The organism is Comamonas terrigena NBRC 13299 (genome assembly GCF_006740045.1).
GTDB lineage: Bacteria > Pseudomonadota > Gammaproteobacteria > Burkholderiales > Burkholderiaceae_C > Comamonas > Comamonas terrigena.
On record NZ_AP019749.1, the window covers coordinates 869,338 to 891,011 of the forward strand.

A 21,674-nucleotide genomic window follows, 5' to 3' on the forward strand; every position below is an offset into this window, starting at 1 on the left:
CTTCAGCGGCGGCGCAGGCGCGGGTCTAGCAGGTCACGCAGACCGTCGCCCAGCAGATTCAGGCCCAGCACCGACAGCGCAATCGCCACGCCGGGGAACACGGCCAGCATCGGGGCCTGGAACATCAGGGTCTGCGCTTCGCTGAGCATGCGGCCCCAGGACGGCATGGGCGGCTGCGTGCCCAATCCAAGATAGGACAGGGCGGCTTCGGCCAGGATGGCAATGGCGAACTGGATGGTGGCCTGCACCACCAGCACCGACAGGATGTTGGGCAGCACATGCTGGCGGGTGATCTGCCAGCGGTTCTTGCCGCAGGCACGGGCAGCCAGCACATATTCACGGGCCCACACGGCATTGGCCGAAGCGCGGGTGATGCGCGCGAACGTGGGAATGTTGAAGATGCCGATGGCGATGATGGAGTTGACAATGCCCGCGCCGAACACGGCCGTCAGCATGATGGCCGACAGGATGGCGGGAAAGGCAAAGGTGAAGTCCGACAGCCGCATGATGGCTTCTTCCGTCCAGCCGCGGCGGGCCGAGGCCAGCAGGCCCAGCAGCGTGCCGATGGTCAGGCCGATGCCCACGGCGATCACGCCTACCCAGATGGAATTGCGCGCACCCACCAGCAGCAGCGAAGCCACGTCGCGGCCGTAGGCATCTGTGCCCAGCCAGTGCCGGGCGTCGGGCGCCTGCAGCTTGGTGTCCAGGTCCATGGCATACGGATCCCAGGGCGTCCAGACAAAGGACAACAGGGCGCAGGCGATCAGCAGGGCGGTCAGCGTCGCTCCTGCCACAAAGCTGGGGTGGCGGCGCGCGCGCTGCCAGAAGCCGGGGGAGGCCGTGGCGGCCGATACGGTGGCCGGGGCGGTGGCCTGGGCAGGGTGGGGTGCCACGGGGGGCACTGCCGTGGGCTCAGACATCGCTCGCCTCCACACGGGGGTCGATCACGGCGTACAGCAGGTCCACCACAAAATTCACTACGATCACCATGGCGGCCAGCAGCATCACGCAGTTGCGCACCACGATCAGGTCACGGTTGGCAATGGACTGGAAGATCAGCCGGCCCAGGCCGGGCAGGTAGAACACGTTTTCCACCACGATGGTGCCGGCCAGCAGATTGGCGAACTGCAGGCCCATCACGGTGATGACGGGAATCATGGCATTGCGCAGCACATGGCCCCAGAGCACGGCACGCTGGCTCAAGCCCTTGGCGCGGGCGGTGCGCACAAAGTCTTCACGCAGCACTTCCAGCACGGCCGAGCGGGTGATGCGCGCCAGGATGGCGGCCTGCACCACGGCCAGGGCCACGGCAGGCAGGATCAGCGCCTGCAGGGCGGGCCACCAGCCGCCGCCGACCTCCTCGGTCCAGCCGGGAAAGCCGCCGGCGGAAAACCACTGCAGCTTCACCGAAAACAGCAGGATCAGCAGGATGGCGAACCAGAAGTTGGGGATGGCGATGCCGATCTGCGCCAGGCCCATGGTGCCCACATCGCCCAGCTTGTTGTGGTGCGATGCGGCATAGACGCCGGCCAGCAGGGCCAGCACGGTGGTCAGCAGCATGGCCATCACCGCCAGGGGGATGGTGACGGACAGGCGCTCCAGCACCAGCTCCAGCACGGGCGTGCCGTAGGTGTAGCTGTCGCCCATCTGGCCCTGGAACAGGCCGGTGATCCAGTCGGTGTAGCGCTGCCAGGCGGGCTGGTTCAGGCCCAGCTGCTCGGCCATGGCCTGCACGGCTTCAGGGTCGGCGTCCGGGCCCAGCAGCACCTGGGCCACGTTGCCGGGCAGGATTTCCAGCACACCGAACACCACCACGGACGCACCCAGCAGGGTGGCGACCAGGGTCAGCAGTCGTTTGGCAAGGAAAATGCTCATAAAGCAATAGCGTGTGGTGCGCGCCGGGTGTGCGTGAGGGGCCAAGCTTAACGGGAAATCTTCGTTCCCGGTGGCAACTCGGCTGCAGGGGCTTGCCCGCACACCGGTCAGGTGCTTGGCGGACACCGATAATAGGCGCCATGTGCCCTATTTGTGTGTTGTTCCCGGGAGTGAAGCTATGGCGCTGATGATCACGGACGAGTGCATCAACTGCGATGTGTGCGAACCCGAGTGCCCCAACGATGCCATTTACATGGGCGAGCACATCTATGAGATCCATCCGCACAAGTGCACCGAGTGCGTGGGACACTTTGACGAGCCCCAGTGCATGCAGGTCTGTCCGGTGTCGTGCATTCCGGTGAACCCGGAGCATGTGGAAAGCCGGGAGACGCTGATGCAGAAATACCTGCGGCTGCAAGCGGAGGCCGGGTCGGCCGCGCATTGACCACGGCAGGGCCCCTGGCGGGGCGGGAGCTGCCGGCAAGGGGTTGAGTACCCCGCAAACCCACGAACGAACGGCACATGCCCACGCCAACACCGCGCGTGGGATGTTTTTCTCAGGACTCGGCGGTGGCTGCCGGCGGAGCCTTGCGTTCCGGCTTGGGGCGCGGCGCCTTGGTGGTGTGGATCTGCAGCGTGGCCTTGTCCATGTCGCCGGCCACCAGCTGGGGCCAGGATTTCAGGCTGTGGTCAATGCTGTCGTGGATCAGGTGCCACTGGTCCTGTGGCGGCTTCTTGAGCACCCAGCTGGAGACTTCCCCCTTGTGGCCCGGGTGGCCGATGCCCACGCGCAGGCGCCAGTACTGGTCGCTGCCCAGCTGGGCATGGATGTCGCGCAGGCCGTTGTGGCCGCCGTGGCTGCCGCCCTTTTTGAGTTTGACGATGCCGGGCGTGAAGTCCAGCTCATCGTGCACGACCAGGATTTCCTCGGGCTGGATCTTGAAAAAGCGTGCCAGCGCGCCCACTGACTTGCCCGACAGGTTCATGAAGGTCTGGGGTTGCAGCAGCCATACGGTCTGCCCCTGGACATTGGCACGGGCCATCAGGCCCCAGTAGCTGCGCTCGGGGTTGAGCTGCACTTTCAGCTCGCGTGCCAGCCCGTCGATCCACCAGAAGCCGGCGTTGTGGCGGGTGTCTTCGTATTCCGGGCCTGGATTGCCCAGGCCCACAAACAGTTTGATCATGGCGGTGATTATCCCGGTGGGGCTGCGGCCCTGCAGGGCGGCCCCCAAAAACAAATGGCCCACGCAGGGTGGGCCATGTGAGGGCATGGCCCTGGCGGGCCATGCAGTGCCAGGCACAAGAATTACTTCTTGCCCTTCTTGGCAGGAGCAGCAGGAGCGGCGGCAGCGGCGGCACCGGCTTCAGGAGCGACTTCAGGCAGCTTGATGGAGATCAGGGCTGGGTTCTTGTTGGAACCGCGCACCACAGCCTTCACGCCGTTAGGCAGCTTGACGGATTGCAGACCCACCACCGACTTGGAAGTCAGGGCGCTCAGGTCCACGTTGATGAACTCGGGCAGAGCGGAAGGCATGCACACCACGTCCAGTTCATGGATCAGCTGGGTCACGGTGCAGCTTTCGCCCTTGACGGCGGGAGACTCTTCCAGGCCGGTCAGGTGCACGGGCACCTTCAGGTGCACCTTGGTGGTTGCGTCCACGCGTTGGAAGTCCACGTGCAGCACCAGGGGCTTGTAGGGGTGGAATTGCACGTCGCGCAGAACGACCTTGGTTTCCTTGCCGTCCACATCCAGGTCCAGGATCGAAGAATGGAACACTTCCTTCTTCAGAGCGTGGAACAGGTTGTTGTGGTTCAGCTCGATCAGTTGGGCTTCAGCAGCGCCACCGTAGATGATGCCGGGGGTGTTGCCCGAATTACGCAGGCGGCGGCTCGCACCCGTACCTTGCAAAGCGCGCGAAGTTGCGGCGAATTTCATAATGAACTCCAGAGGGGGCGGACCGCGACCAGTCTCGCCCTGTTAATAAAAAGATGGGGCAGCACCTGCTGTCCCTGTCTTTGCGGTGCCCCGGAACACACCGCAGCCTCCGCGAGGGAGGCTGTGGGGTTTCGGACTTGAAAGGGGCTTAGTCCTGGAACAGGCTGCTCACCGAGTCACCCGAGGAGATGCGCTGAATGGTTTCAGCGAACAGGGGGGCGACGGAGAGTTGACGGATCTTGGTGCAGGCCTGGGCGTTGGCGTTCAACGGGATGGTGTTGGTCACCACCACTTCGTCCAGTGCTTCGCCTTCGGAGATGCGCTGGATGGCCGGGCCCGAGAAAATGGGGTGCGTGCAATAGGCATACACCTTCTTGGCGCCGCGCTGCTTGAGCACTTCGGCCGCCTTCACCAACGTACCGGCGGTGTCGATCATGTCATCCATGATCACGCAGTTGCGGCCTTCGATGTCACCGATGACGTGCATCACTTCGGACACATTGGCCTTGGGACGGCGCTTGTCGATGATGGCCAGGTCGCAACCCAGTTGCTTGGCCAGCGCACGGGCACGCACCACACCGCCCACGTCGGGCGAGACCACGATCAGATCATCGTAGTTCTTCTGGCGCAGATCGCCCAGCAGCACCGGCGAGGCGTAGATGTTGTCCACGGGGATGTCGAAGAAGCCCTGGATCTGGTCAGCGTGCAGGTCCATGGTCAGCACGCGCGACACGCCAGCAGCCTGCAGCATATTGGCAACCACCTTGGCGGTGATGGCCACACGGGTGGAGCGCACGCGGCGGTCCTGGCGGGCATAACCGAAATAGGGGATGACAGCGCAGATGCTCTCGGCGGAAGCACGCTTGAGTGCGTCCACCATCACCAGCAACTCCATCAGGTTGTCATTGGTGGGGGCGCAGGTCGGCTGCACGACGAAAACGTCACGGGTGCGAACGTTTTCCTTGATTTCGACAGTGACTTCACCGTCGGAGAAACGACCAACGTCGGCAGCGCCCAGAGTCGTGCCGAGATGCTGAGCGATCTCCGTTGCCATGGCAATGTTGGCATTGCCGGTGAAGACCTTGAATTGAGAGTGATTGGAGTGCATGTGCGTCCCAGTTATTGGGGTTACCTGTACGCAAAGAAATCTGGCAGGGGAAGAAGGATTCGAACCTTCGCATGCCGGAATCAAAATCCGGTGCCTTAACCAACTTGGCGACTCCCCTACACTGGTCTGCTGCTGTTGCAGCAAACCGGTAGTTCTTTAATCTGCTACCCACTCTTTCAGTGGATGGCGCGGCAGATTCTCGCAAATTCGGATTGTCCAGCTGCATTGCTCTGCAATTGGAAAATCCGCTTGCTTTATTTGCGCAAACACTGCACTTCCTGAGCCCGTCATTCTAGCCTGTAAACCGAGCGATTCGAGCCAATTTCTGACTTTTTTCACATCGGGGCACAAAGCCTCTGCGACAGGCTGCAAGTCGTTGTGACCAAAGTCAAAGTGATTTGCAGCAAAGTCTTCGATTGTAGCATTGTTTGTATCGCGCTGCAGCAGAGGCGAGGTGAAAATCCCCTTGGTGTCCAAACCGGCGGCCGGCTTGACCACGACAAAGCGGGCGGCAGGCAGAGGATGGGCGGGCGCCAGCGGGGTGATGTGCTCACCGATGCCTTGCACCCAGGCATTGTCTCCGCCAATGAAGAACGGGACATCGGCGCCCAGTTGCAGGCCGATGCGCGCCAGGGCGGCGCGGTTCAGCCCCAGATTCCACAGGCGGTTGAGCGCGATCAGGGTGCTGGCGGCGTCGGACGAGCCGCCGCCCATGCCGGCCTGTGACGGGATGTGCTTGTCCAGCGCGATGCGGGCGCCTTGTGTGCAGCCCGTGGCCGCTTGCAACGCCCGTGCGGCACGCACGATCAGGTCGTCCGCTGGCAGCGCCGGGGCATCGGCGTTCAGATCCTGGCGCGTGACGGCGCCGTCGCTGGTTTTTTCAAAATGCAGCCGGTCCTGCCAGTCGATGAGCATGAAGACCGATTGCAGCAGGTGGTAGCCGTCGGCCCTGCGTCCGGTGATGTGCAGAAACAGGTTGAGCTTGGCCGGTGCGGGCACGTCGTAGAGCGAGTGCATGGGAATCCGAGAGTAGGAAAAAGGATGGGTGAGGCCGTGCGGTCTCAGCGGTCTCAGCGGTCCAGGATCAGGCGCAGGCTGGCGGCCGGTGTGGGGCTGTGGCGTGTGGCAGCAATGCGGCCATCGGCATAGCGCTCCAGGTCCACGCTCCAGCCGTCGGCTGCCTGGTTCTGGCCCTGCAGCCAGGCAAACAGGGCGGGCACGGGAATGTGGGTGCCCAGGGTGTCGCGCACCAGTTCATCCAGCGATGCGGAGGTGCGCTGTGTCTGGCCCTGCTGCAGCAAGGCGCTGCCGGGTTGCCAGCTGATCAGGGCCACGCTGGAGCCCAGCGGGGTGAACAGCTGCAGGCTGCCGGCCTGGGGCGAGCCGCGCAGCTCGAACGAGGCGCTGAAGGACTGCGGGCCGTTGCTGTTCAGCACCGAGTCGTCCTGCAGCTGCAAGGCCATGCGGCCACTCCAGAACTGGCTGCCGGCATCCGCCGTGCTGCGCGGCGGCGTGCTGCAACCCACCAGCCAGGCGGTGGCGCCGAGGCCCGCCGCCAACAGCAGCCTGCGGGAAACCGCTTGCGTCACGGACGCACTCCCAGGCGCTTGAGGGTGGCCCGCAGCGTGTCATTCTGCGGATCGCGTGCCAGCGCCTGCTGCCAGATGGTGCGGGCACGGGTCTTGTCACCCAGTTGCCACAGCACTTCGCCCAGGTGGGCGGCGATGTCCACATCGTTGCGCAAGCCATAGGCTTTTTCCAGGATCGCCAGCGCTTCGGTCTTGCGGCCTTGCTGGAATTCCACCCACCCCAGGCTGTCCAGGATGAAGGGGTCATTCGGCGCCAGGTCTAGCGCCTTCTGGATCAGGGTCTTGGCTTCATCCAGGCGGATGCCGCGTTCCGCGAGGGAGTAGCCCAGCGCGTTGTAGGCATGGTGGTGGGTGGGCTGGCGTTCGATGACGCCGCGCAGCAGCGCTTCGGCGGTGTCGTACTTGCCGGCCTTGTCGGCCAGGATGGCCGTGTCATAGGCGATGTCGTTGTCTTCCGGCGACTGGTCCAGCAGGGTGCGCTGCAGCAGGTAGGCCTCTTGCGGCGCACCGGCATCGCGCAGCAGCTGGATTTCGGCGCGGCGCTTGAGCTTTTCCTGGGCGGGCGAGCGCGTGGGCACGGCGCGGATCAGCGCACGTGCCTGGGGCAGCTGGCCCTGGCGCGCCAGGATGGTGGCGCGCAGGCTTTGCACATTCAGGATGGCATGGCCGTCCTCGATCTTGTCCAGCCACTGGCTGGCGGCCTTGTCATTGCGCTGCTGCAGCGCGATGCTGGCGTGCATCAGATAGGCCTGGGTCAGCACGGCCTGGCGGGTGCTGTCGTCGGGCACTTTCTCGGCCAGCGGGATGAACTGGTCCAGCGAACGCTGGGCCGCTTCCGGTTCGCCGTTCTGGAATTGCAGGCCGGCCAGGGCCAGCCAGGCATCGGCAAACTCGGGATTTTCGTTGGTAATGATCTCCAGCTGCTCCCGTGCCTGGGCATTGCGTTCATAGCCCATCAGCACCCGGGCGTAGGCCATGCGGATGGTGGCGGAAGGCGAATGCTTCAGATAGCCCTGCACCAGCGGCTCGGCTTCGGGCATGTCGGCTTCCATCAGCTCCAGGGCCAGCAGGGCGGCGGCGCCGTTGTCCGGGGCCATGGCGTGCGACTTGCGCGCGGCGTCCAGTGCCAGTTCCTTTTGCCCGGCGACGATGCGCAGGTGGCCGACCGTGGCCCAGGCGGCCGGTCCGGTGTCGGGCTTGCGCAGTTCCTTGGCCAGTGCCTGCTCCACCACGGCTGCGGCCAGGGACTTGTCCGAAACCCGGCTGTACAGCTGGGCAATGGCCAGAAAGGAGGCCGGTTTGGAGGCTGCCGGGGTGAAGGCGATTTCCTGCTGCAGCGGCTGCAGGCTTTCGGAGACACGGTTCAGTGCCAGCAGCAGTTGCAGCACATAGCGGTTGGCGTCGCGTGACTGGGGGAAGGCGTGTTTCCATTCCTGCGCGGCCGACAGTGCACGGTCACCGGAGCGCGACTGCAGGCCCAGCTCGGTGGCGCGGCGGTACAGCTGTTCGCTGCCTGACTGGCGCGCCGCTTCCAGCATCAGGGCCATGGCATTGACCATGTCGCCCTGGCCTGCGGCCATTTCGCCCACCAGAATTTCGTAGAACAGCTCGGCCGACAGCTCTTCGGCACTGGTTTCGGGCTGGGCTGCGGAGGGGGCGGCGGCTGCCTTGGGCGTCGCTGGCCGGCCCTGGGCAAGCACGGCGTGCGACCCCAGAAGCAAGGCAAGGGCGAGGGGCAAGTGCAGAGGGCGGAAGTGAAGCTGCATCGACCCATAATAATCCAAGCCAACACCCCTTTGTCTCTATCTGCCCATGCCTGAATTGCCCGAGGTTGAAGTCACACGCCGCAGCTTTCGCGATGCCATCGTCGGGGCGCGGGTTCAGAGCGTGCGCATGGGCAAGCCTTTGCGCTGGCCTTTGGGCGTGGAACCCCAGGCATTGGCGGGGCGCGTGGTGCAGGAGGTGCGCCGCCGCGGCAAGTATCTGTTGGTGGATCTGGACGCCGGCATGCTGCTGCTGCACCTGGGCATGTCGGGCAGCCTGCGTTTTGCGCCAGAGCAGGGGGCTGCCGGCGTGCACGACCACTTTGACATGCAGACCGACCACGGCATGCTGCGGCTGCACGACCCACGCCGCTTTGGCGCCGTGGTGCATGTGACCGGCGAGGAAGACCCGCTGGCGCACAAGCTGCTGGATGGCCTGGGCATGGAGCCGCTGGACCCGGCGTCCTTCCGCTTCGAGCGCTTTGCCGCCGGGCTGCAGTCCAGCCGCACGCCGATCAAGCAGTTGCTGCTTGGGGGCAAACTGGTGGTGGGGGTGGGCAATATCTATGCTTCAGAAGTGCTGTTTCTGGCGCGCATTGACCCCCAGTTGCCGGCCAGGGACGTTGGTCCGCGCAAGGTGCGGCGCCTGTTTGACGGCATCCGCGAGGTGCTGGCACTGGCCGTGGCCCAGGGGGGAACGACCTTGCGGGACTTTTCCAGTGCCGACGGCATGCCGGGCCACTTTCAGCTGCAGGCCAAGGTCTATGGGCGCGACGGCCAGCCTTGCGTGGGCTGCGGCCGGCCGATCCGCATGCTGCGCCAGGGCCAGCGCAGCACCTATTTCTGCGCGCACTGCCAGAAGTAGCCAGTCGCCAGGCGGCTCGGCGGCCGGAATGGGCCAGCCGCAGCAACCATGCAGCGCTTGTCGCACAATGGCGGCCGCTGCCAGCGCAGTGCCGGAAGTCTGGAGTCTGGAGTCTGCCGGGGCAGGGTATTCCGCTCCACAGCAGATTGGAAACGCGGTGCTGCGCAGCTGGAGCCATGAATAACGGCAATGCAGCAGGGCACGGTTCTGGTGCCGGAACGCTGCTTGCCCACACACCTACATTCCCACGCGTGACCACTTCTTCTTTGTCCCTTGCCTCCGCCGTGGTGCAGTGGCAGGCCAGCCATGGCCGCAACCACCTTCCCTGGCAGCAGACCCGCGATCCCTACCGCGTGTGGCTGTCCGAAATCATGCTGCAGCAGACCCAGGTCACCACGGTGCTGGGCTACTACGAGCGGTTCTTGCAGCAGTTTCCCGATGTGGCCAGCCTGGCTGCGGCGCATGAGGATGCGGTGCTGGCGCTGTGGAGCGGCCTGGGTTACTACAGCCGGGCGCGCAATCTGCACAAATGTGCCCAGGCCGTGGTGCGTGACTTCGGTGGCCAGTTTCCGCGCACTGCGGTGCAGCTGGCCACGCTGCCGGGCATAGGCCGGTCGACGGCCGCTGCCATTTCCGGTTTTTGCTTTGGGGAACGGGCCGCCATTCTGGATGCCAACGTCAAGCGCGTGCTGACCCGGGTACTGGCGTTTGGCGACGATCTGTCGGTGGCCCGGAACGAGAAAACCCTGTGGGCCCTGGCCGAAGACCTGCTGCCCACCGGCGACCTGCAGGTTCAGATGCCGCGCTATACCCAGGGCCTGATGGACCTGGGTGCCACCGTCTGCCTGCCGCGCAGCCCCAACTGCCTGATCTGCCCTGTGCAGACGCTGTGCAAGGCCGCTGCCCAGGGCAATCCGCAGGACTATCCGGTCAAGACGCGCAAGACCAAGCGCAGCACGCAGGCCTGGTGGTTGCTGGTGTTGCGGGACGCCGCAGGCCACACCTGGCTGCAGCGCCGCCCGTCCAGCGGCATCTGGGCCGGCCTGTATGCCCAGCCCGCATGGGAAGCTGCCGTGGATGGGGTGGATGCGGCCATCGCCGGGCTGGGGGCTGTGCAGTCCCGCCAGGATCTGCCGGCCGTGCTGCATGTGCTGACCCACCGCGATCTGTTCCTGCACCCGGTGGTGGTACAGCTGGCAGGGGATCGCCCTGCGGTGGCTGGTGACTGGGCTGCGGGCGGCGCGTGGTTCAGCCCGGAGGCATGGCCCGGTCTGGGGTTGCCGGCGCCGGTGCGGCGCTTGCTGGAAAGCCTGGAATAAGCCGGAGCGGTGTACGGTGGGTGGCGTGCACGCCGCTGCACGCGACCTGCTGTGCCCATTCTCAGTGGCGGCGTTGGTCCATTTCGCGGTGGCGGCGCAGGGTGGTCCACTGGCCCAGGTAATGGTTGGCCAGTTGCTCCACCAGATAGACCGAGCGGTGCTGGCCGCCGGTGCAGCCAATGGCCACCGTCACATAGCTGCGGTGGTTCTGGTTCAGCATGTCCAGCCAGTGGTCCAGAAACTGGATGATGTGGGCCTGCATGCGCTGCACATCGGGTGACTGGCGCAGGTAGTCCATCACGGGCTGGTCCATGCCGGTCAGGGGGCGCAGCTCCTGCTCATAGTAGGGGTTGGGCAGCATGCGGACGTCAAACACATAGTCGGCATCCACCGGCAGGCCGTGCTTGAAGCCAAAGGACTGGAACACCAGCGTCATCTGCCCCGGCGGGACCGAAATCAGGCTCTTCACATAGCTTTGCAGCTGGGCGGAGCGCAGATTGCTGGTGTCGATCACGTGCGCGCTCTCGCGCAGCGGGCCCAGCAGTTCGCGTTCGTCCTCGATGGTTTGCACCAGGGCCAGGCGTGCGCCGTCCGTGTCCTGGCGCGAGAGCGGGTGGCGGCGGCGGGTTTCGGAAAAGCGGCGCACCAGCGTGCCGGTGGAGGCGTCCAGAAAGATGGAATGCACCACGGCACCACGCGCCTTGAGGGCGGTCAGTTGCTCGGGCAGCAGCGGCAGGCCCTTGGGGCTGCGCGCGTCCATGGCCACGGCCACCTTGTGCCCATAGCGGCTGGGCTCCAGCTGGGTCAGCGGGCCCAGCAGCTCGGGCGGGAGGTTGTCCACGCAGTAATAGCCCGCATCTTCCAGTGCGTGCAGGGCAACGGACTTTCCGGAGCCGGACATGCCGGTGATGAGTACAACTTCCAGGGCCATAGCGCGATACGTCTCCTTACAGCGCTCCACTATAGGCGATCAGCCCACATGGGCCTGGGCCAGCATTTCCCGGGCGTGTGCCAGCGTGGTGTCGGACAGGCGCTCGCCCCCCAGCATGCGGGCCACTTCCTGGACCCGGGCCTGCTGCTGCACGGGGGTGACCGAGCTGGTGGTGGCGCTCTTGTCGCGCCGCTTGCTGACCACATAGTGCTGGTCGGCGCAGGCGGCGACCTGGGGCAGGTGGGTGACGGCCAACACCTGGCGGTCGCGGCCCAGGGCGCGCATCAGCTTGCCCACGGTCTCGGCCACGGCGCCGCCTACGCCGGAGTCCACCTCGTCAAAAATCAGGGTGCCGGCCTGGCCCAGCTGGCTGGTGGTGACGGCAATCGCCAGCGACAGCCGGGAAAGCTCGCCGCCCGAAGCCACTTTGCCAATCGGGCGCGGTGTGGCGCCCGGGTGACCGGCCACCAGAAACTGCACGCCATCCAGGCCGCTGGGTGTGGGTTCTTCCAGCTTGTCCAGCTGCACGGCGAATTTGCCGCCCTGCATGCCCAGGCCCTGCATGGCCTGGGTGATGGCGCGCGAGAGCTTGGGCGCGGCCTTGGCGCGCTGCAGCGACAGGGCGCGTGCGGCGGCCTGGTAGGCCTCGTGTGCCTGCTGTTCCAGCTGGCGCAGCCGGCCCACATCGACCACGGCATCCAGCTGGCGCAGTTCGTCGCGCCAGGATTGCAGCAGACCGGGCAGCTCTTGCGGCGTGCGCTTGTAGCGGCGGGCCAGCTGCATCCACAGCGTCAGGCGGCTGTCCAGTTCTGCCAGGCGTTCGGGGTCCAGCTCGGTGCGGCGCAGATAGCTGTGCAGGCTGTGGCGGGCATCGTTGACCTGGGCCAGGCTGGAGGCCAGCACATCCGCAATCGCCAGGAATTCGGGCTCCAGGTGTTCCTGGTGCTGGAGCGTGCTGTGGGCGCGGGTCAAGGGGCTGGTGATGCCTGTTTCATCGTCTTCCAGCAGATGCAGTGTGCCCAGGGCGGTTTCCAGCAGGCTCTGAGCGTGGGACAGGCGGGTGTGCTGGGTGTTCAGCTCTTCCCATTCATCGGTGCCGGGGCTGAGTTTGTCCAGCTCGCCAATCTGCCACTGCAGGCGTTCACGTTCGCGCTGCAGCGTGTCCTGGGCGGCCAGGGCATGTTCCAGGTTCTTGTGTGCGGCACGCCAGGCGGTCCAGTGGGCGCGCAGCGATTGGGTGTCCACGCCGGCGTAGGCGTCCAGCAGCTCGCGCACGGCTTCGGGCCGGGTCAGGCTTTGCCAGGCGTGCTGGCCGTGGATGTCCAGCAGCGCATCGCCCAGGTGGCGCAACTGGGTGGCTGTGGCCGGTGCGCCATTGATCCAGGCGCGGCTGCGGCCCTGGGCATCGATCACACGGCGCAGCAGCAGGCTGTCTTCCTGGGCAAAGCCGCCTTCGTCCAGCCACTGGGACAGGTGGGGCGGGCAGTCGAATTCGGCGGTGATGTCGGCCTGGGGCGTGCCTTCGCGCACCACGCCGACATCGGCACGGCTGCCCAGCACCAGCTGCAGGGCGTCGATCAGAATGGATTTGCCGGCGCCGGTTTCGCCCGTCAGCACCGTGAAGCCGGCGTGGAGGTCCAGGTCCAGCGCCTGCACGATGACAAAGTCGCGCAGTGCAATGCGTTTGAGGGCCATGGCTCAGGTGCCCCCTTCGTTCCAGCCCAGTTTCTTGCGCAGCGTGGCGTAGTAGTTCCAGCCCAGGGGATGCAGAAAACGGATGCCATGGAGCGCACGGCGCACATAGATGCGGTCTCCGTGGCGCAGCGAGGCCAGCGACTGCATATCGAAATTGGCGCTGATGTCGCGCCCGCCCACCACTTCGATCATGACTTCGCCCTGGTCGGGCAGCACGATGGGGCGGTTGGACAGGGTGTGGGGGGCAATGGGGGCCATCACCCAGGCGCCCACGGACGGGTGCAGCAGCGGACCGCCCACCGACAGCGCATAGGCGGTCGAGCCGGTAGGTGTGGCCACGATCAGGCCGTCGGCACGTTGGTTGGAGACGAAACGGCCATCCACCTCCACCCGCAACTCCACCATGCCCGAGGTGCTGCCCCGGTTGACCACCACATCGTTCATGGCCAGGGCCTCGAACACGCATTCATCGCCCCGCATCACGCGGGCTTCGATCAGCGGGCGGCTGTCTTCTTCGTAGCAGCCTTCCAGCATGGCTTGCAGCGTGGGTTGGAAGTTCTCATCCAGCGGGATGTCGGTGACAAAGCCCAGGCGCCCTTGGTTGATGCCGATCAGCGGCGTGCCGTAGCGTGACAGGTGGCGGCTGACGCCCAGCATGGTGCCGTCGCCACCCATGACCAGGGCCAGATCGCAGGCTTGCCCCAGGGCGTCCACATCCAGACTGCGGTACTGTGCGGGCAGACCCATGTGCAAGGCGGTCTCGGCTTCCACAATCACTTCACAGCCCTGCGTGGTCAGAAAAGCTGCAATATCTTCCAGGGCCTGGCGCGGGCTGTCCTGGGGAAGGCCCGTGGGGGAAGCGACACGGTACTTTCCGATCAGGGCTACATGGCGAAACTTGGACGTCATAAGGGAAATTACATCATTAAAATCGTTCCATGCTCGATGATCGTTCCAAGTTGTTGTTGAAAGCGCTGGTCGAGCGCTACATTGCAGACGGCCAGCCTGTGGGGTCGCGCACGTTGTCGCGCGCCTCCGGCCTGGAACTGTCGCCGGCCACCATCCGCAATGTGATGGCGGATCTGGAGGAACTGGGCCTGATCGTCAGCCCCCACACCTCCGCAGGCCGCGTGCCCACCGCCAAGGGCTACCGGCTGTTTGTGGACACCATGCTGACCGTGAGCCGCGACATGCTGCCTGCGCAGGAACTGGTGCCCGAACAACCGCAGAAGGTGATTGCGAACGCCGCCAACATGCTGTCCAGCCTGTCGCAGTTTGTCGGCGTGGTGATGGCGCCGCGGCGCAGCTCGGTGTTCAAGCACATCGAGTTCGTGAAGCTGTCCGAGCGGCGGGTGCTGGTCATCATCGTGTCGCCGGAAGGCGATGTGCAGAACCGCGTCATCTTCACCGACCATGATTTCTCCGGCTCGCAACTGCTGGAAGCATCCAACTTCCTGAACGCGCACTACGCCGGTCTGGCCATCGAGCAGGTGCGCGAGCGCATGCAGTCCGAAGTGGAGCGCCTGCGCACCGAAGTGGCCAATCTGATGCAGGCGGCGGTCAATGTCAGCGCCGAGGCCATGAACCCCCAGCCCCAGGAGCAGGTCATCATCTCGGGCGAGCGCAATCTGCTGTCGGTGAGCGACTTCTCCAGCGACATGGGCAATCTGCGCAAGGCGTTCGACCTGTTCGAGCAAAAGACCCAGATCCTGCGGCTGCTGGATTTCTCCAGCCAGGCCGAAGGTGTGCGCATCTTCATTGGTGGAGAAAGCCAGGTCGTGCCTTTCGAAGAGCTGTCCGTGGTCAGCGCCCCTTACGAGGTCGATGGCCAGATTGTGGGCACGCTGGGCGTGATCGGCCCCACACGCATGCACTACGACCGGATGATCCAGATCGTGGACATCACCTCCAAGCTGGTCACCAATGCGCTGAGCAGCCGGCGCTAAGCCGTTACAATGCGTGCGCCCTGCCATGCGCCGGGCTGGCAAGGGGCGTTAGCTCAGTTGGTTAGAGCAGAGGACTCATAATCCTTTGGTCGCGGGTTCAAGTCCCTCACGCCCTACCAGTATTTATAAGGAAAGCCTGCTACCTAATTGGTAGCGGGCTTTTTTGATTTTGGAATCTGTAGGCACTTTTGAGGAACGCAGTTCAATGCCGAGTTCTGCGCTGCTGCCTTGAGTCCGCTGAGGTGCTCCTTGGTCCATTTCGTCCATACTTCGGCGCTGTTGCATAAATCAGCCCCAGGCCAGACTTCCCCAGCCCTAGACGTAGCTATGCCACAGCCACCGTCTGTGGGCAGCCCAGCTCCGTGAATCGATTGAGGATGGCGGCTCGGATGTGCAGCTCGTTGACCTGTCTCTCAAACGTGCGTGACATCACTCGTTCACCCAGTCGTTTGATGCAGTGCATCTTGGTTTCCACCAAGCTGCGCCGGTGGTAGCCACTCCAGTTCTTCCAGAGCTTGCGCCCGAGGCGCCTGCATGCGGCGATCGCCGCATTGCGATGTGCAGAGGCGTCGCCTTTGCGCATCCTGGCATTCTTTCTTGGGGGAATGATGGGCTTGGCATTGCGCCGCATGACAGCCGCATGCACGGGCTGGGTGTCATAAGCGCCATCGCCTGTCACCGTCAGAAGTGGCTCATCACCCGGCACTTGCTCCAGCAACTGCGGCAGCACGGCAGCGTCAGTGACGTTGTTGGAGGTGACGCAGATAGCCCGCACCTGCAGCGTTTGTGCATCGATGCCGATGTGCAGCTTGCGCCATTGGCGCCGGCGCTACGGCCCATGCTTTTTGCACTTCTACCCGCCTTCACCCAGGAACTTGATGCCTGTGGAGTCAACCAGCAGGTGCAGGCCGGCTGAACTGGGCCGGTATGCCACCTGCACATCCAGATTGCGTTGGCGGCGATACAGCGTGCTGAAGTCGGGAACTGGCCACGGCAGCCCAGACAACGCCAGCAGAGACTGAACAAATCCCGTGGTCTGCCGCAAGGCCAGTCCAAAGAGGTTCTTAATGGTCAGGCAGAACTGGATGGCTGCATCCGAGAACTGCGGGCTGCGCCCGCGTTTGCCGCTGGCAGCGGCAAACCAGGAGATGCCCTTGTCCAACCAGATGGTCAGTGAGCCCCGCGCTATGAGTGCTGCGTTGTATCGCTTCCAGTTGGTGGTGCGGTAGCGGGGCTTGGGTTGCGGAGACTGACTCATCGCCCGAGGCTACCTGAACCCAGGAGCCGATTTGTGCAACAGCGCCGGTGGAATTCAACACCGGGGTGATTCAATCCCGGGCTTCACTCGAGTCAAAAATAAGGGTAAACCCCATGTCCATTATGTGGTTTATTAAGATGCACGTCGTGCCGATTTCGAATCAAAATTCCACTAAACAATTGATATTATTGATTATTTTGTAATTTCAGAAATTTCAGAAATTTATGATTTATTAAGCATTTGCGATATTTGTATTGCAAATCAACTCCGCCACTGCACACCTTAGTTATAAAAAATAAGATACCGGCCTCGCATCTGTTGGTAGTTTGTGTGGAAATGCTCACTCTCCTGACATGCGAGTCTTCGGCCATGCCGATGTGTGCTTCGTTTTCGGGGCTAAAAAGCTAACTAACAACATGCCATTCTTTTACTTATCTTCGTTCCAGGGGGTTGTGCGATGCGCGCGTTAACCCTTTTGCTGTTGGCCATTCTTGGTATTCCGCTGACCCTTGGTGGCGGCTACCTGCTGTCGCTGGGCGGCAGTCCCTTCTATTTCATCAGCGGTGTCGTCGTGTTGATCGCCGCCTGGGGCTTTATCAAGCGCCAGCGCTGGTCCACTATGGTTTACGCCGCCTGGTTGCTGGTGCTGCTGGCCTGGTCGCTGTGGGAAGCAGGCCTGCACTGGTGGCCTCTGTCCACCCGTCTGGGTCTGCCCGCCATCATCGGTTTCATCATGGCGATTCCGGCATCGCGCCGCGGTCTGGCAGATACGCCTGCATTCGCTGAAGGCAAGCCCGTGCTGGCCATGTCGCTGCTGTCAGCGCTGGTGGCTGTGATGGGCATGCCGTTTCATTTGCATGAAATCGAAGGCAAGCTGTCGATGGAAGTGGTCAACCCCGACGCCAAGACCGGTGATACCGCGCAGGCCGAGGGTGACTGGGAAGCCTACACCGGCAGCCACCATGGTCAGCATTACTCCAAGCTGGGCCAGATCACTACAGAAAACGTGAACAAGCTGGATGTAGCCTGGCAGATTCAGACCGGCGACAAGAAAGGCCCTGGCGATGTACATGAAACCACGTACCAGGCCACGCCACTGAAGATTGGCAACAGCCTGTACCTGTGCACGCCGCACAGCATGGCCATTGCGCTGGACGCCGACACCGGTGCTGAAAAATGGCGCTTCGACGCCCAGGCCGGTCTGGAAAAAGGTCGCCAGCACCAGACCTGCCGTGGCGTGTCCTTCTACCGTGGTGCGGACGTGACCCCAGTGGCCGCTGCCGTTGCAGCTGTGGCTGGTGCTCAGCCTGCTGCACTGCTGGAAGCTCCTGTGGCCCAAGCCTCGGCTGCCCCCAAGGCCACCATGTGCAAGGATCGCATATTCCTGCCATCGTCCAACGCTAAGTTGTTTGCGCTGGACGCTGAAACCGGCAAGCCCTGCGAAGACTTCGGCGACAAGGGTGCTATCGATCTGATGCACAACATGCCCAACAAGCAGCCGGGCTACCTCAACCCCACCTCGCCTCCTGTGGTCGTGGGCGACACGCTGATCATCGGTCATTCAGTGAACGACAACTATGCCGTGGAATCTCCTTCGGGCGTGATCCGTGCCTACGACGTGCACACCGGCAAGCTGCTGTGGAACTGGGATTCAGGCAATCCTGACGCGACCGAGCCTTTCGATCCCGCCAACCCTGCGCAGGTGTACAAGGCCTCGTCGCCCAACAGCTGGACCGTGTTCTCGGCCGATGCCGAGCTGGGCCTGGTCTACGTACCACTGGGCAACCGCGTGCCTGACCAACTGGGTCAGTACCGCAACGAGCACGAAGAAAAATACACCGCGGCTGTCGTAGCGCTGGACATCAAGACCGGCAAGCTCAAGTGGCACCACCAGACCGTGCACCACGACCTGTGGGACATGGACCTGGCTTCGCAACCCGTGCTGCTTGATCTGGATCTGGAAAAGGGCCGCACGCCTGCCTTGGTACTGCCTACCAAGCAAGGTGACGTGTATGTGCTGGATCGCCGCGATGGCAGCCCCATCCATGCGGTGACCGAGCGCCCAGCGCCTCAAGGCTCTGACATTCCTGGCGAACACACCGTGGCCACCCAGCCCCTGTCTGCACTGAGCTTCGAACCACCCAAGCTCCAAGAGTCCGACATGTGGGGCGCTAGCCTGATCGACCAGATGATGTGCCGTATCCAGTTCAAGAAGCTGCGCTATGAAGGCCGTTACACCGCACCGTCGCTGCAAGGCACGCTGGTGTATCCCGGTAACTTCGGCACCTTCAACTGGGGCTCGATTGCGGTCGATCCACAGCGCCAAGTAATGTTTGGCATGCCGACTTACCTGGCCTTTGTGTCCACTCTGATCCCGCGCAGTGAGCTGAAGGGTGACACCGTGATGAACCTAGGCGAGCAGGGCATCAACGCCAACGACGGCGCGGGTTATGCCGTCAAGATGCATCCCTTCCTCTCGCCCATCGGCGTGCCTTGCCAGACCCCACCATGGGGCACGGTGGCTGCGGCCGATCTGCGTACCGGCAAGATTGCTTACCAATACCGCAACGGTACCATCCGCGATCTGTCGCCCATCCCACTGCCTATCAAGGTGGGCGTGCCAGGTATCGGTGGGCCACTGATGATTTCCTCCGGCGTGGCCTTCCTGGGCGCTGCCGTAGATAACAACTTCCGTGCCTACGATGTGGCCACGGGCAAGGAACTATGGAACGTGCGTCTGCCCGCTGGCGGTCAAGCCACGCCCATGACCTATCTGAACAGCAAGGGCGAACAGATGGTGGTGTTGGTAGCCGGCGGTCACGGCTCCATCGGCACTAAGGCCGGTGACTATGTCATTGCCTACAAGCTGAAGAAGTAAGCCAAACAAGCAGTGGCTGGCTGAGGTCAGCCACTGCCTTGCCTAGCAGGCCGTTGGTGGCTCCTGACCGGATGCTGCCAGCGGCTTTTTCTATGGCCTTGCCCGGCACGCAATGCGTTGCGTGCAAGGCTTCTCGAACCCTTTCTCTCTGACTCTCTATGAACAAAACTATTTGGGCGCTGGCTGTTGCTGCCATGCTGCCCGTGCTTTCGCTCGCACAATCGCATGTGACCATCTCGGGCCGTCTGGTGGGCGGTGCGGAATACATCGACAAGATCGCCAATGCCCAGGGCGGCACCGACTCGCTGACCCGCGCGGCCAACAACCAATGGGGCACCAGCATGCTGGGCTTCTCAGGCTCGGAAGATCTGGGCGCTGGCACCAAAGCCATCTTTAACCTGGAAGGTGGCTTTGGCTCGTCTACCGGTGATTTCAGCAATTTCAACCGCCGTGCATTTGTGGGTCTATCTAGCAAGAGCATGGGCACGCTGCAAGTGGGTCGTAACCTGCTCAACAGCAACGATGTCTGGAACCTGGACCCGACAGGCCAACAGTTCATGGGCAGCGCTACGCTGGTGCAGGGCCGCAACTGGCAAGGGTTGAGCAATGCGATCGAATACACCACCCCCAATATGGCTGGCCTGACTGTCAATGCCCAATATGGCTTTGGCGAAAAAGCAGATAACAGCAAGGCCAATCGCAGCGAGGGACTGTCGGCAGCTTACACCCAGGGCAATCTGGAGGTGCGCGCCATCTACACCAGCCGCCGCGATGCCATGGGCAGCTACAGCGATGTGTACAAGCATTCACAAGAAGCCATCATCGGCGCTACCTACCGCTGGGGTGCTGCCAAGTGGTTTACCGCCTACGACCACGTCAAGGCCAAGCATGCCAAGGCTGGTGCGCCTGACCGCTTGAAGCACGGCTGGGTCGGTGTGCGCTATGACGCCACGCCCCAGCTGACGCTGATCGGCGCTGGCTACCGCGTACTGGCCAACCCGGGCCACGGCAGCGCGACGCTGCTGATGTTGGGGGCTGACTACCGCCTGTCCAAGCGCACGTTCTTGTACGCATCGCTGGGCGGCGTCAGCAACAGCGCCCAGGCCAACTTTGCAGCCGATGTGTCTGTGAGCGGTCCAGGCAAGGGTGCCTCGCAGCGTGTGTTGTATGCAGGGGTGGGCCATTCGTTCTAACGAGGAGACGTCGGGTCCAGTGCGATCACGCATGATGTGAGTGAGGTTGTACCGAGTGCGGTGGAAGCTGGTGCTGGGCTGCTGCCGGTCTCGTAGACACCAGCCTAAGCTTCTCGAGCTTCTTCGAACTTTATCGGACTGATGTACCCAAGCGTCGAGTGCCACCGCGTTGGGTTGTAGAACGACGCTGTTGCATAACCCTGCGTGAGGATGAGCCTTCCCTTACCCAAGGCGCAGTTATGCCACACGCACAGTCGCAGGCGTTCCCACGCTGGTAAACCTGTTGAGGATGGATGCACGAACCTGTAGCTCTGTGACCTGCCGATCGAAGTCACGGGCCATCACCTGCTCACCCAGCCGCTTGAAGCAGCCCATCTTGGTCTCCACCAGGCTGCGGCGGTGGTAGCCGCTCCATTTCTTCCATATCGTGCGCCCGAGCTTGCGCGTCGTTCTCAGGATCTCGTTGCGGGCTTGTGCTCCCGCTCTGGCATAGGTCCACGGTTTCGCATTGCGGCGAGTCGGGATGATCGCTGCGGCTTGCCGACCGGCGATGGTCTCGTGGCAAGCTTTGGTGTCATAGGCACCATCTGCACTCACCGAGCACACGGGCTCGTCAGGTGGTATCTGGGCCAGTAGTTCCGGCAGCATGGGCGCATCGCCAATGGCGTTGTCCGTTATTTCGATGGCGCGGATCTCTAGAGTTTGTGCATTAATGCCTAGGTGAACATTGCGCCACTGTCGCCGGTAGTCGGCGCCATGCTTCTTGGTCTTCCACTCCCCTTCGCCCAGCATCTTCACGCCGGTGCTGTCGATCAGCAGCTGTAGGCCTGTCTGGTGGGGGCGTGCGGGGATGGTCACGCTCAAGGTCTTCTGGCGCCTGCACAGGGTGCTGTAGTCGGGTACCGCCCAATCAAGCCTGGCGAGCCGCAAGAGACTCTCAGCAAGGCCTGTTGTTTGTCGCAGCCCTAGACCGAACATGCACTTGAGCGTCAGGCAGAACTGGATCGCTGCGTCGCTGAATACCGCCGGCCGCCCGGTCCTGCCACTCGATGGAGCCTGCCATTGAAGGTCCGCGTCAAGCCACATCATCAGCGAGCCTCGGCGTTTGAGGGCAGCGTTGTACTCGGTCCAGTTCGTCGTGCGGTACTTCGCCCGAGGTGGTTTGCTCATAGGGGGAGCCTACCAAGTCGCGGGGTCTCGCATGCACGCCTCGGCCGACTTATGCAACAACGCCGTGAATCGTGCCAATACCACCCTCTGGTGGCCGCAAGTGCAAGCGCCTCACTCCCCCCTATTTCCGCAACCCGCAATTGAGTAG

At 63.3% G+C, this 21,674-nt stretch carries 18 protein-coding genes, 2 tRNA genes and 1 pseudogene; 7 read left to right on the top strand and 14 right to left on the bottom strand.

What is annotated here, in order from left to right:
* Positions 1 to 2 precede the first annotated feature (2 nt).
* Both CT3_RS03955 and CT3_RS03960 read right to left on the bottom strand, forming a co-directional pair.
* Complete coding sequence (locus CT3_RS03955) at positions 3 to 920, bottom strand: ABC transporter permease (RefSeq protein ID WP_083520586.1); 918 nt, start codon at positions 918 to 920, stop codon at positions 3 to 5.
* Positions 913 to 1,875: an ABC transporter permease gene (locus tag CT3_RS03960; protein ID WP_066540632.1), complete on the bottom strand. Its 963-nt coding sequence runs from the start codon at positions 1,873 to 1,875 to the stop codon at positions 913 to 915. Before CT3_RS03960 ends, CT3_RS03955 begins: the two co-directional genes overlap by 8 nt.
* 178 nt (positions 1,876 to 2,053) lie before the next feature.
* Here CT3_RS03960 and CT3_RS03965 point away from each other — a divergent pair, with 178 nt between their 5' ends.
* On the top strand, positions 2,054 to 2,320 hold the full coding sequence (locus CT3_RS03965) for a YfhL family 4Fe-4S dicluster ferredoxin (protein WP_066540635.1): 267 nt from the start codon (positions 2,054 to 2,056) through the stop codon (positions 2,318 to 2,320).
* 112 nt (positions 2,321 to 2,432) lie between these two features.
* Here CT3_RS03965 and pth read toward each other — a convergent pair whose 3' ends face one another.
* The 7 genes from pth to CT3_RS04000 all read right to left on the bottom strand — a co-directional run bounded on the left by pth (position 2,433) and on the right by CT3_RS04000 (position 8,247).
* The gene (gene pth, locus CT3_RS03970) at positions 2,433 to 3,059 is read right to left on the bottom strand and encodes an aminoacyl-tRNA hydrolase (protein ID WP_066540880.1); all 627 of its coding nucleotides are present in this window, start codon (positions 3,057 to 3,059) and stop codon (positions 2,433 to 2,435) included.
* Positions 3,060 to 3,181: 122 nt separating this feature from the next.
* Complete coding sequence (locus CT3_RS03975) at positions 3,182 to 3,811, bottom strand: 50S ribosomal protein L25/general stress protein Ctc (protein ID WP_066540637.1); 630 nt, start codon at positions 3,809 to 3,811, stop codon at positions 3,182 to 3,184.
* Positions 3,812 to 3,959: 148 nt separating this feature from the next.
* A complete protein-coding gene (locus CT3_RS03980) occupies positions 3,960 to 4,919 on the bottom strand; it encodes a ribose-phosphate pyrophosphokinase (RefSeq protein ID WP_066540638.1) in 960 nt (319 codons plus the stop codon).
* 41 nt (positions 4,920 to 4,960) lie between these two features.
* Positions 4,961 to 5,037: transfer RNA gene (locus CT3_RS03985), tRNA-Gln, on the bottom strand.
* Between the two features lie 38 nt (positions 5,038 to 5,075).
* On the bottom strand, positions 5,076 to 5,936 hold the full coding sequence (ispE, locus tag CT3_RS03990) for a 4-(cytidine 5'-diphospho)-2-C-methyl-D-erythritol kinase (protein WP_066540641.1): 861 nt from the start codon (positions 5,934 to 5,936) through the stop codon (positions 5,076 to 5,078).
* Between the two features lie 53 nt (positions 5,937 to 5,989).
* Positions 5,990 to 6,508: a lipoprotein insertase outer membrane protein LolB gene (locus CT3_RS03995; protein WP_066540643.1), complete on the bottom strand. Its 519-nt coding sequence runs from the start codon at positions 6,506 to 6,508 to the stop codon at positions 5,990 to 5,992.
* Positions 6,505 to 8,247 carry a tetratricopeptide repeat protein gene (locus CT3_RS04000; protein ID WP_225608832.1) on the bottom strand — a complete coding sequence of 581 codons (1,743 nt, stop codon included), beginning with the start codon at positions 8,245 to 8,247 and terminating at the stop codon, positions 6,505 to 6,507. Before CT3_RS04000 ends, CT3_RS03995 begins: the two co-directional genes overlap by 4 nt.
* A 73-nt stretch (positions 8,248 to 8,320) precedes the next feature.
* Here CT3_RS04000 and mutM point away from each other — a divergent pair, with 73 nt between their 5' ends.
* Entirely contained in the window at positions 8,321 to 9,136 is an 816-nt protein-coding gene (gene mutM, locus CT3_RS04005) for a bifunctional DNA-formamidopyrimidine glycosylase/DNA-(apurinic or apyrimidinic site) lyase (protein ID WP_066540649.1), read from the top strand.
* A 251-nt stretch (positions 9,137 to 9,387) separates the two neighbouring features.
* On the top strand, positions 9,388 to 10,455 hold the full coding sequence (gene mutY / locus CT3_RS04010) for an A/G-specific adenine glycosylase (RefSeq protein WP_066540652.1): 1,068 nt from the start codon (positions 9,388 to 9,390) through the stop codon (positions 10,453 to 10,455).
* A gap of 61 nt (positions 10,456 to 10,516) precedes the next feature.
* On the opposite strand, the gene rapZ is transcribed toward mutY, so the two are convergent.
* The 3 genes from rapZ to CT3_RS04025 are packed head-to-tail and all read right to left on the bottom strand — an operon-like array spanning position 10,517 to position 13,990.
* The gene (gene rapZ / locus CT3_RS04015) at positions 10,517 to 11,386 is read right to left on the bottom strand and encodes an RNase adapter RapZ (RefSeq protein ID WP_066540654.1); all 870 of its coding nucleotides are present in this window, start codon (positions 11,384 to 11,386) and stop codon (positions 10,517 to 10,519) included.
* Between the two features lie 39 nt (positions 11,387 to 11,425).
* On the bottom strand, positions 11,426 to 13,081 hold the full coding sequence (recN, locus tag CT3_RS04020; protein ID WP_066540656.1) for a DNA repair protein RecN: 1,656 nt from the start codon (positions 13,079 to 13,081) through the stop codon (positions 11,426 to 11,428).
* A 3-nt stretch (positions 13,082 to 13,084) separates the two neighbouring features.
* The gene (locus CT3_RS04025) at positions 13,085 to 13,990 is read right to left on the bottom strand and encodes an NAD kinase (protein WP_066540658.1); all 906 of its coding nucleotides are present in this window, start codon (positions 13,988 to 13,990) and stop codon (positions 13,085 to 13,087) included.
* Positions 13,991 to 14,019: 29 nt separating this feature from the next.
* Between CT3_RS04025 and hrcA the strand changes: the two genes are divergently transcribed.
* On the top strand, positions 14,020 to 15,027 hold the full coding sequence (gene hrcA / locus CT3_RS04030; RefSeq protein WP_066540660.1) for a heat-inducible transcriptional repressor HrcA: 1,008 nt from the start codon (positions 14,020 to 14,022) through the stop codon (positions 15,025 to 15,027).
* A 42-nt stretch (positions 15,028 to 15,069) separates the two neighbouring features.
* Positions 15,070 to 15,146 (top strand) — tRNA-Ile (locus CT3_RS04035).
* A 206-nt stretch (positions 15,147 to 15,352) separates the two neighbouring features.
* Here the strand turns inward: CT3_RS04035 and CT3_RS04040 are convergent.
* A pseudogene (locus CT3_RS04040) lies at positions 15,353 to 16,285 on the bottom strand (IS5 family transposase).
* Between the two features lie 457 nt (positions 16,286 to 16,742).
* Between CT3_RS04040 and CT3_RS04045 the strand changes: the two are divergent.
* Together CT3_RS04045 and CT3_RS04050 are read left to right on the top strand one after the other, a co-directional pair.
* Positions 16,743 to 19,163: a membrane-bound PQQ-dependent dehydrogenase, glucose/quinate/shikimate family gene (locus CT3_RS04045; protein WP_066540662.1), complete on the top strand. Its 2,421-nt coding sequence runs from the start codon at positions 16,743 to 16,745 to the stop codon at positions 19,161 to 19,163.
* A 158-nt stretch (positions 19,164 to 19,321) separates the two neighbouring features.
* Positions 19,322 to 20,356, top strand: coding sequence for a porin (locus tag CT3_RS04050; protein ID WP_066540664.1), 1,035 nt, complete (start codon positions 19,322 to 19,324; stop codon positions 20,354 to 20,356).
* Between the two features lie 237 nt (positions 20,357 to 20,593).
* On the opposite strand, the gene CT3_RS04055 is transcribed toward CT3_RS04050, so the two are convergent.
* Positions 20,594 to 21,526, bottom strand: coding sequence for an IS5 family transposase (locus tag CT3_RS04055; protein WP_066540666.1), 933 nt, complete (start codon positions 21,524 to 21,526; stop codon positions 20,594 to 20,596).
* Between the last annotated feature and the right edge of the window lie 148 nt (positions 21,527 to 21,674).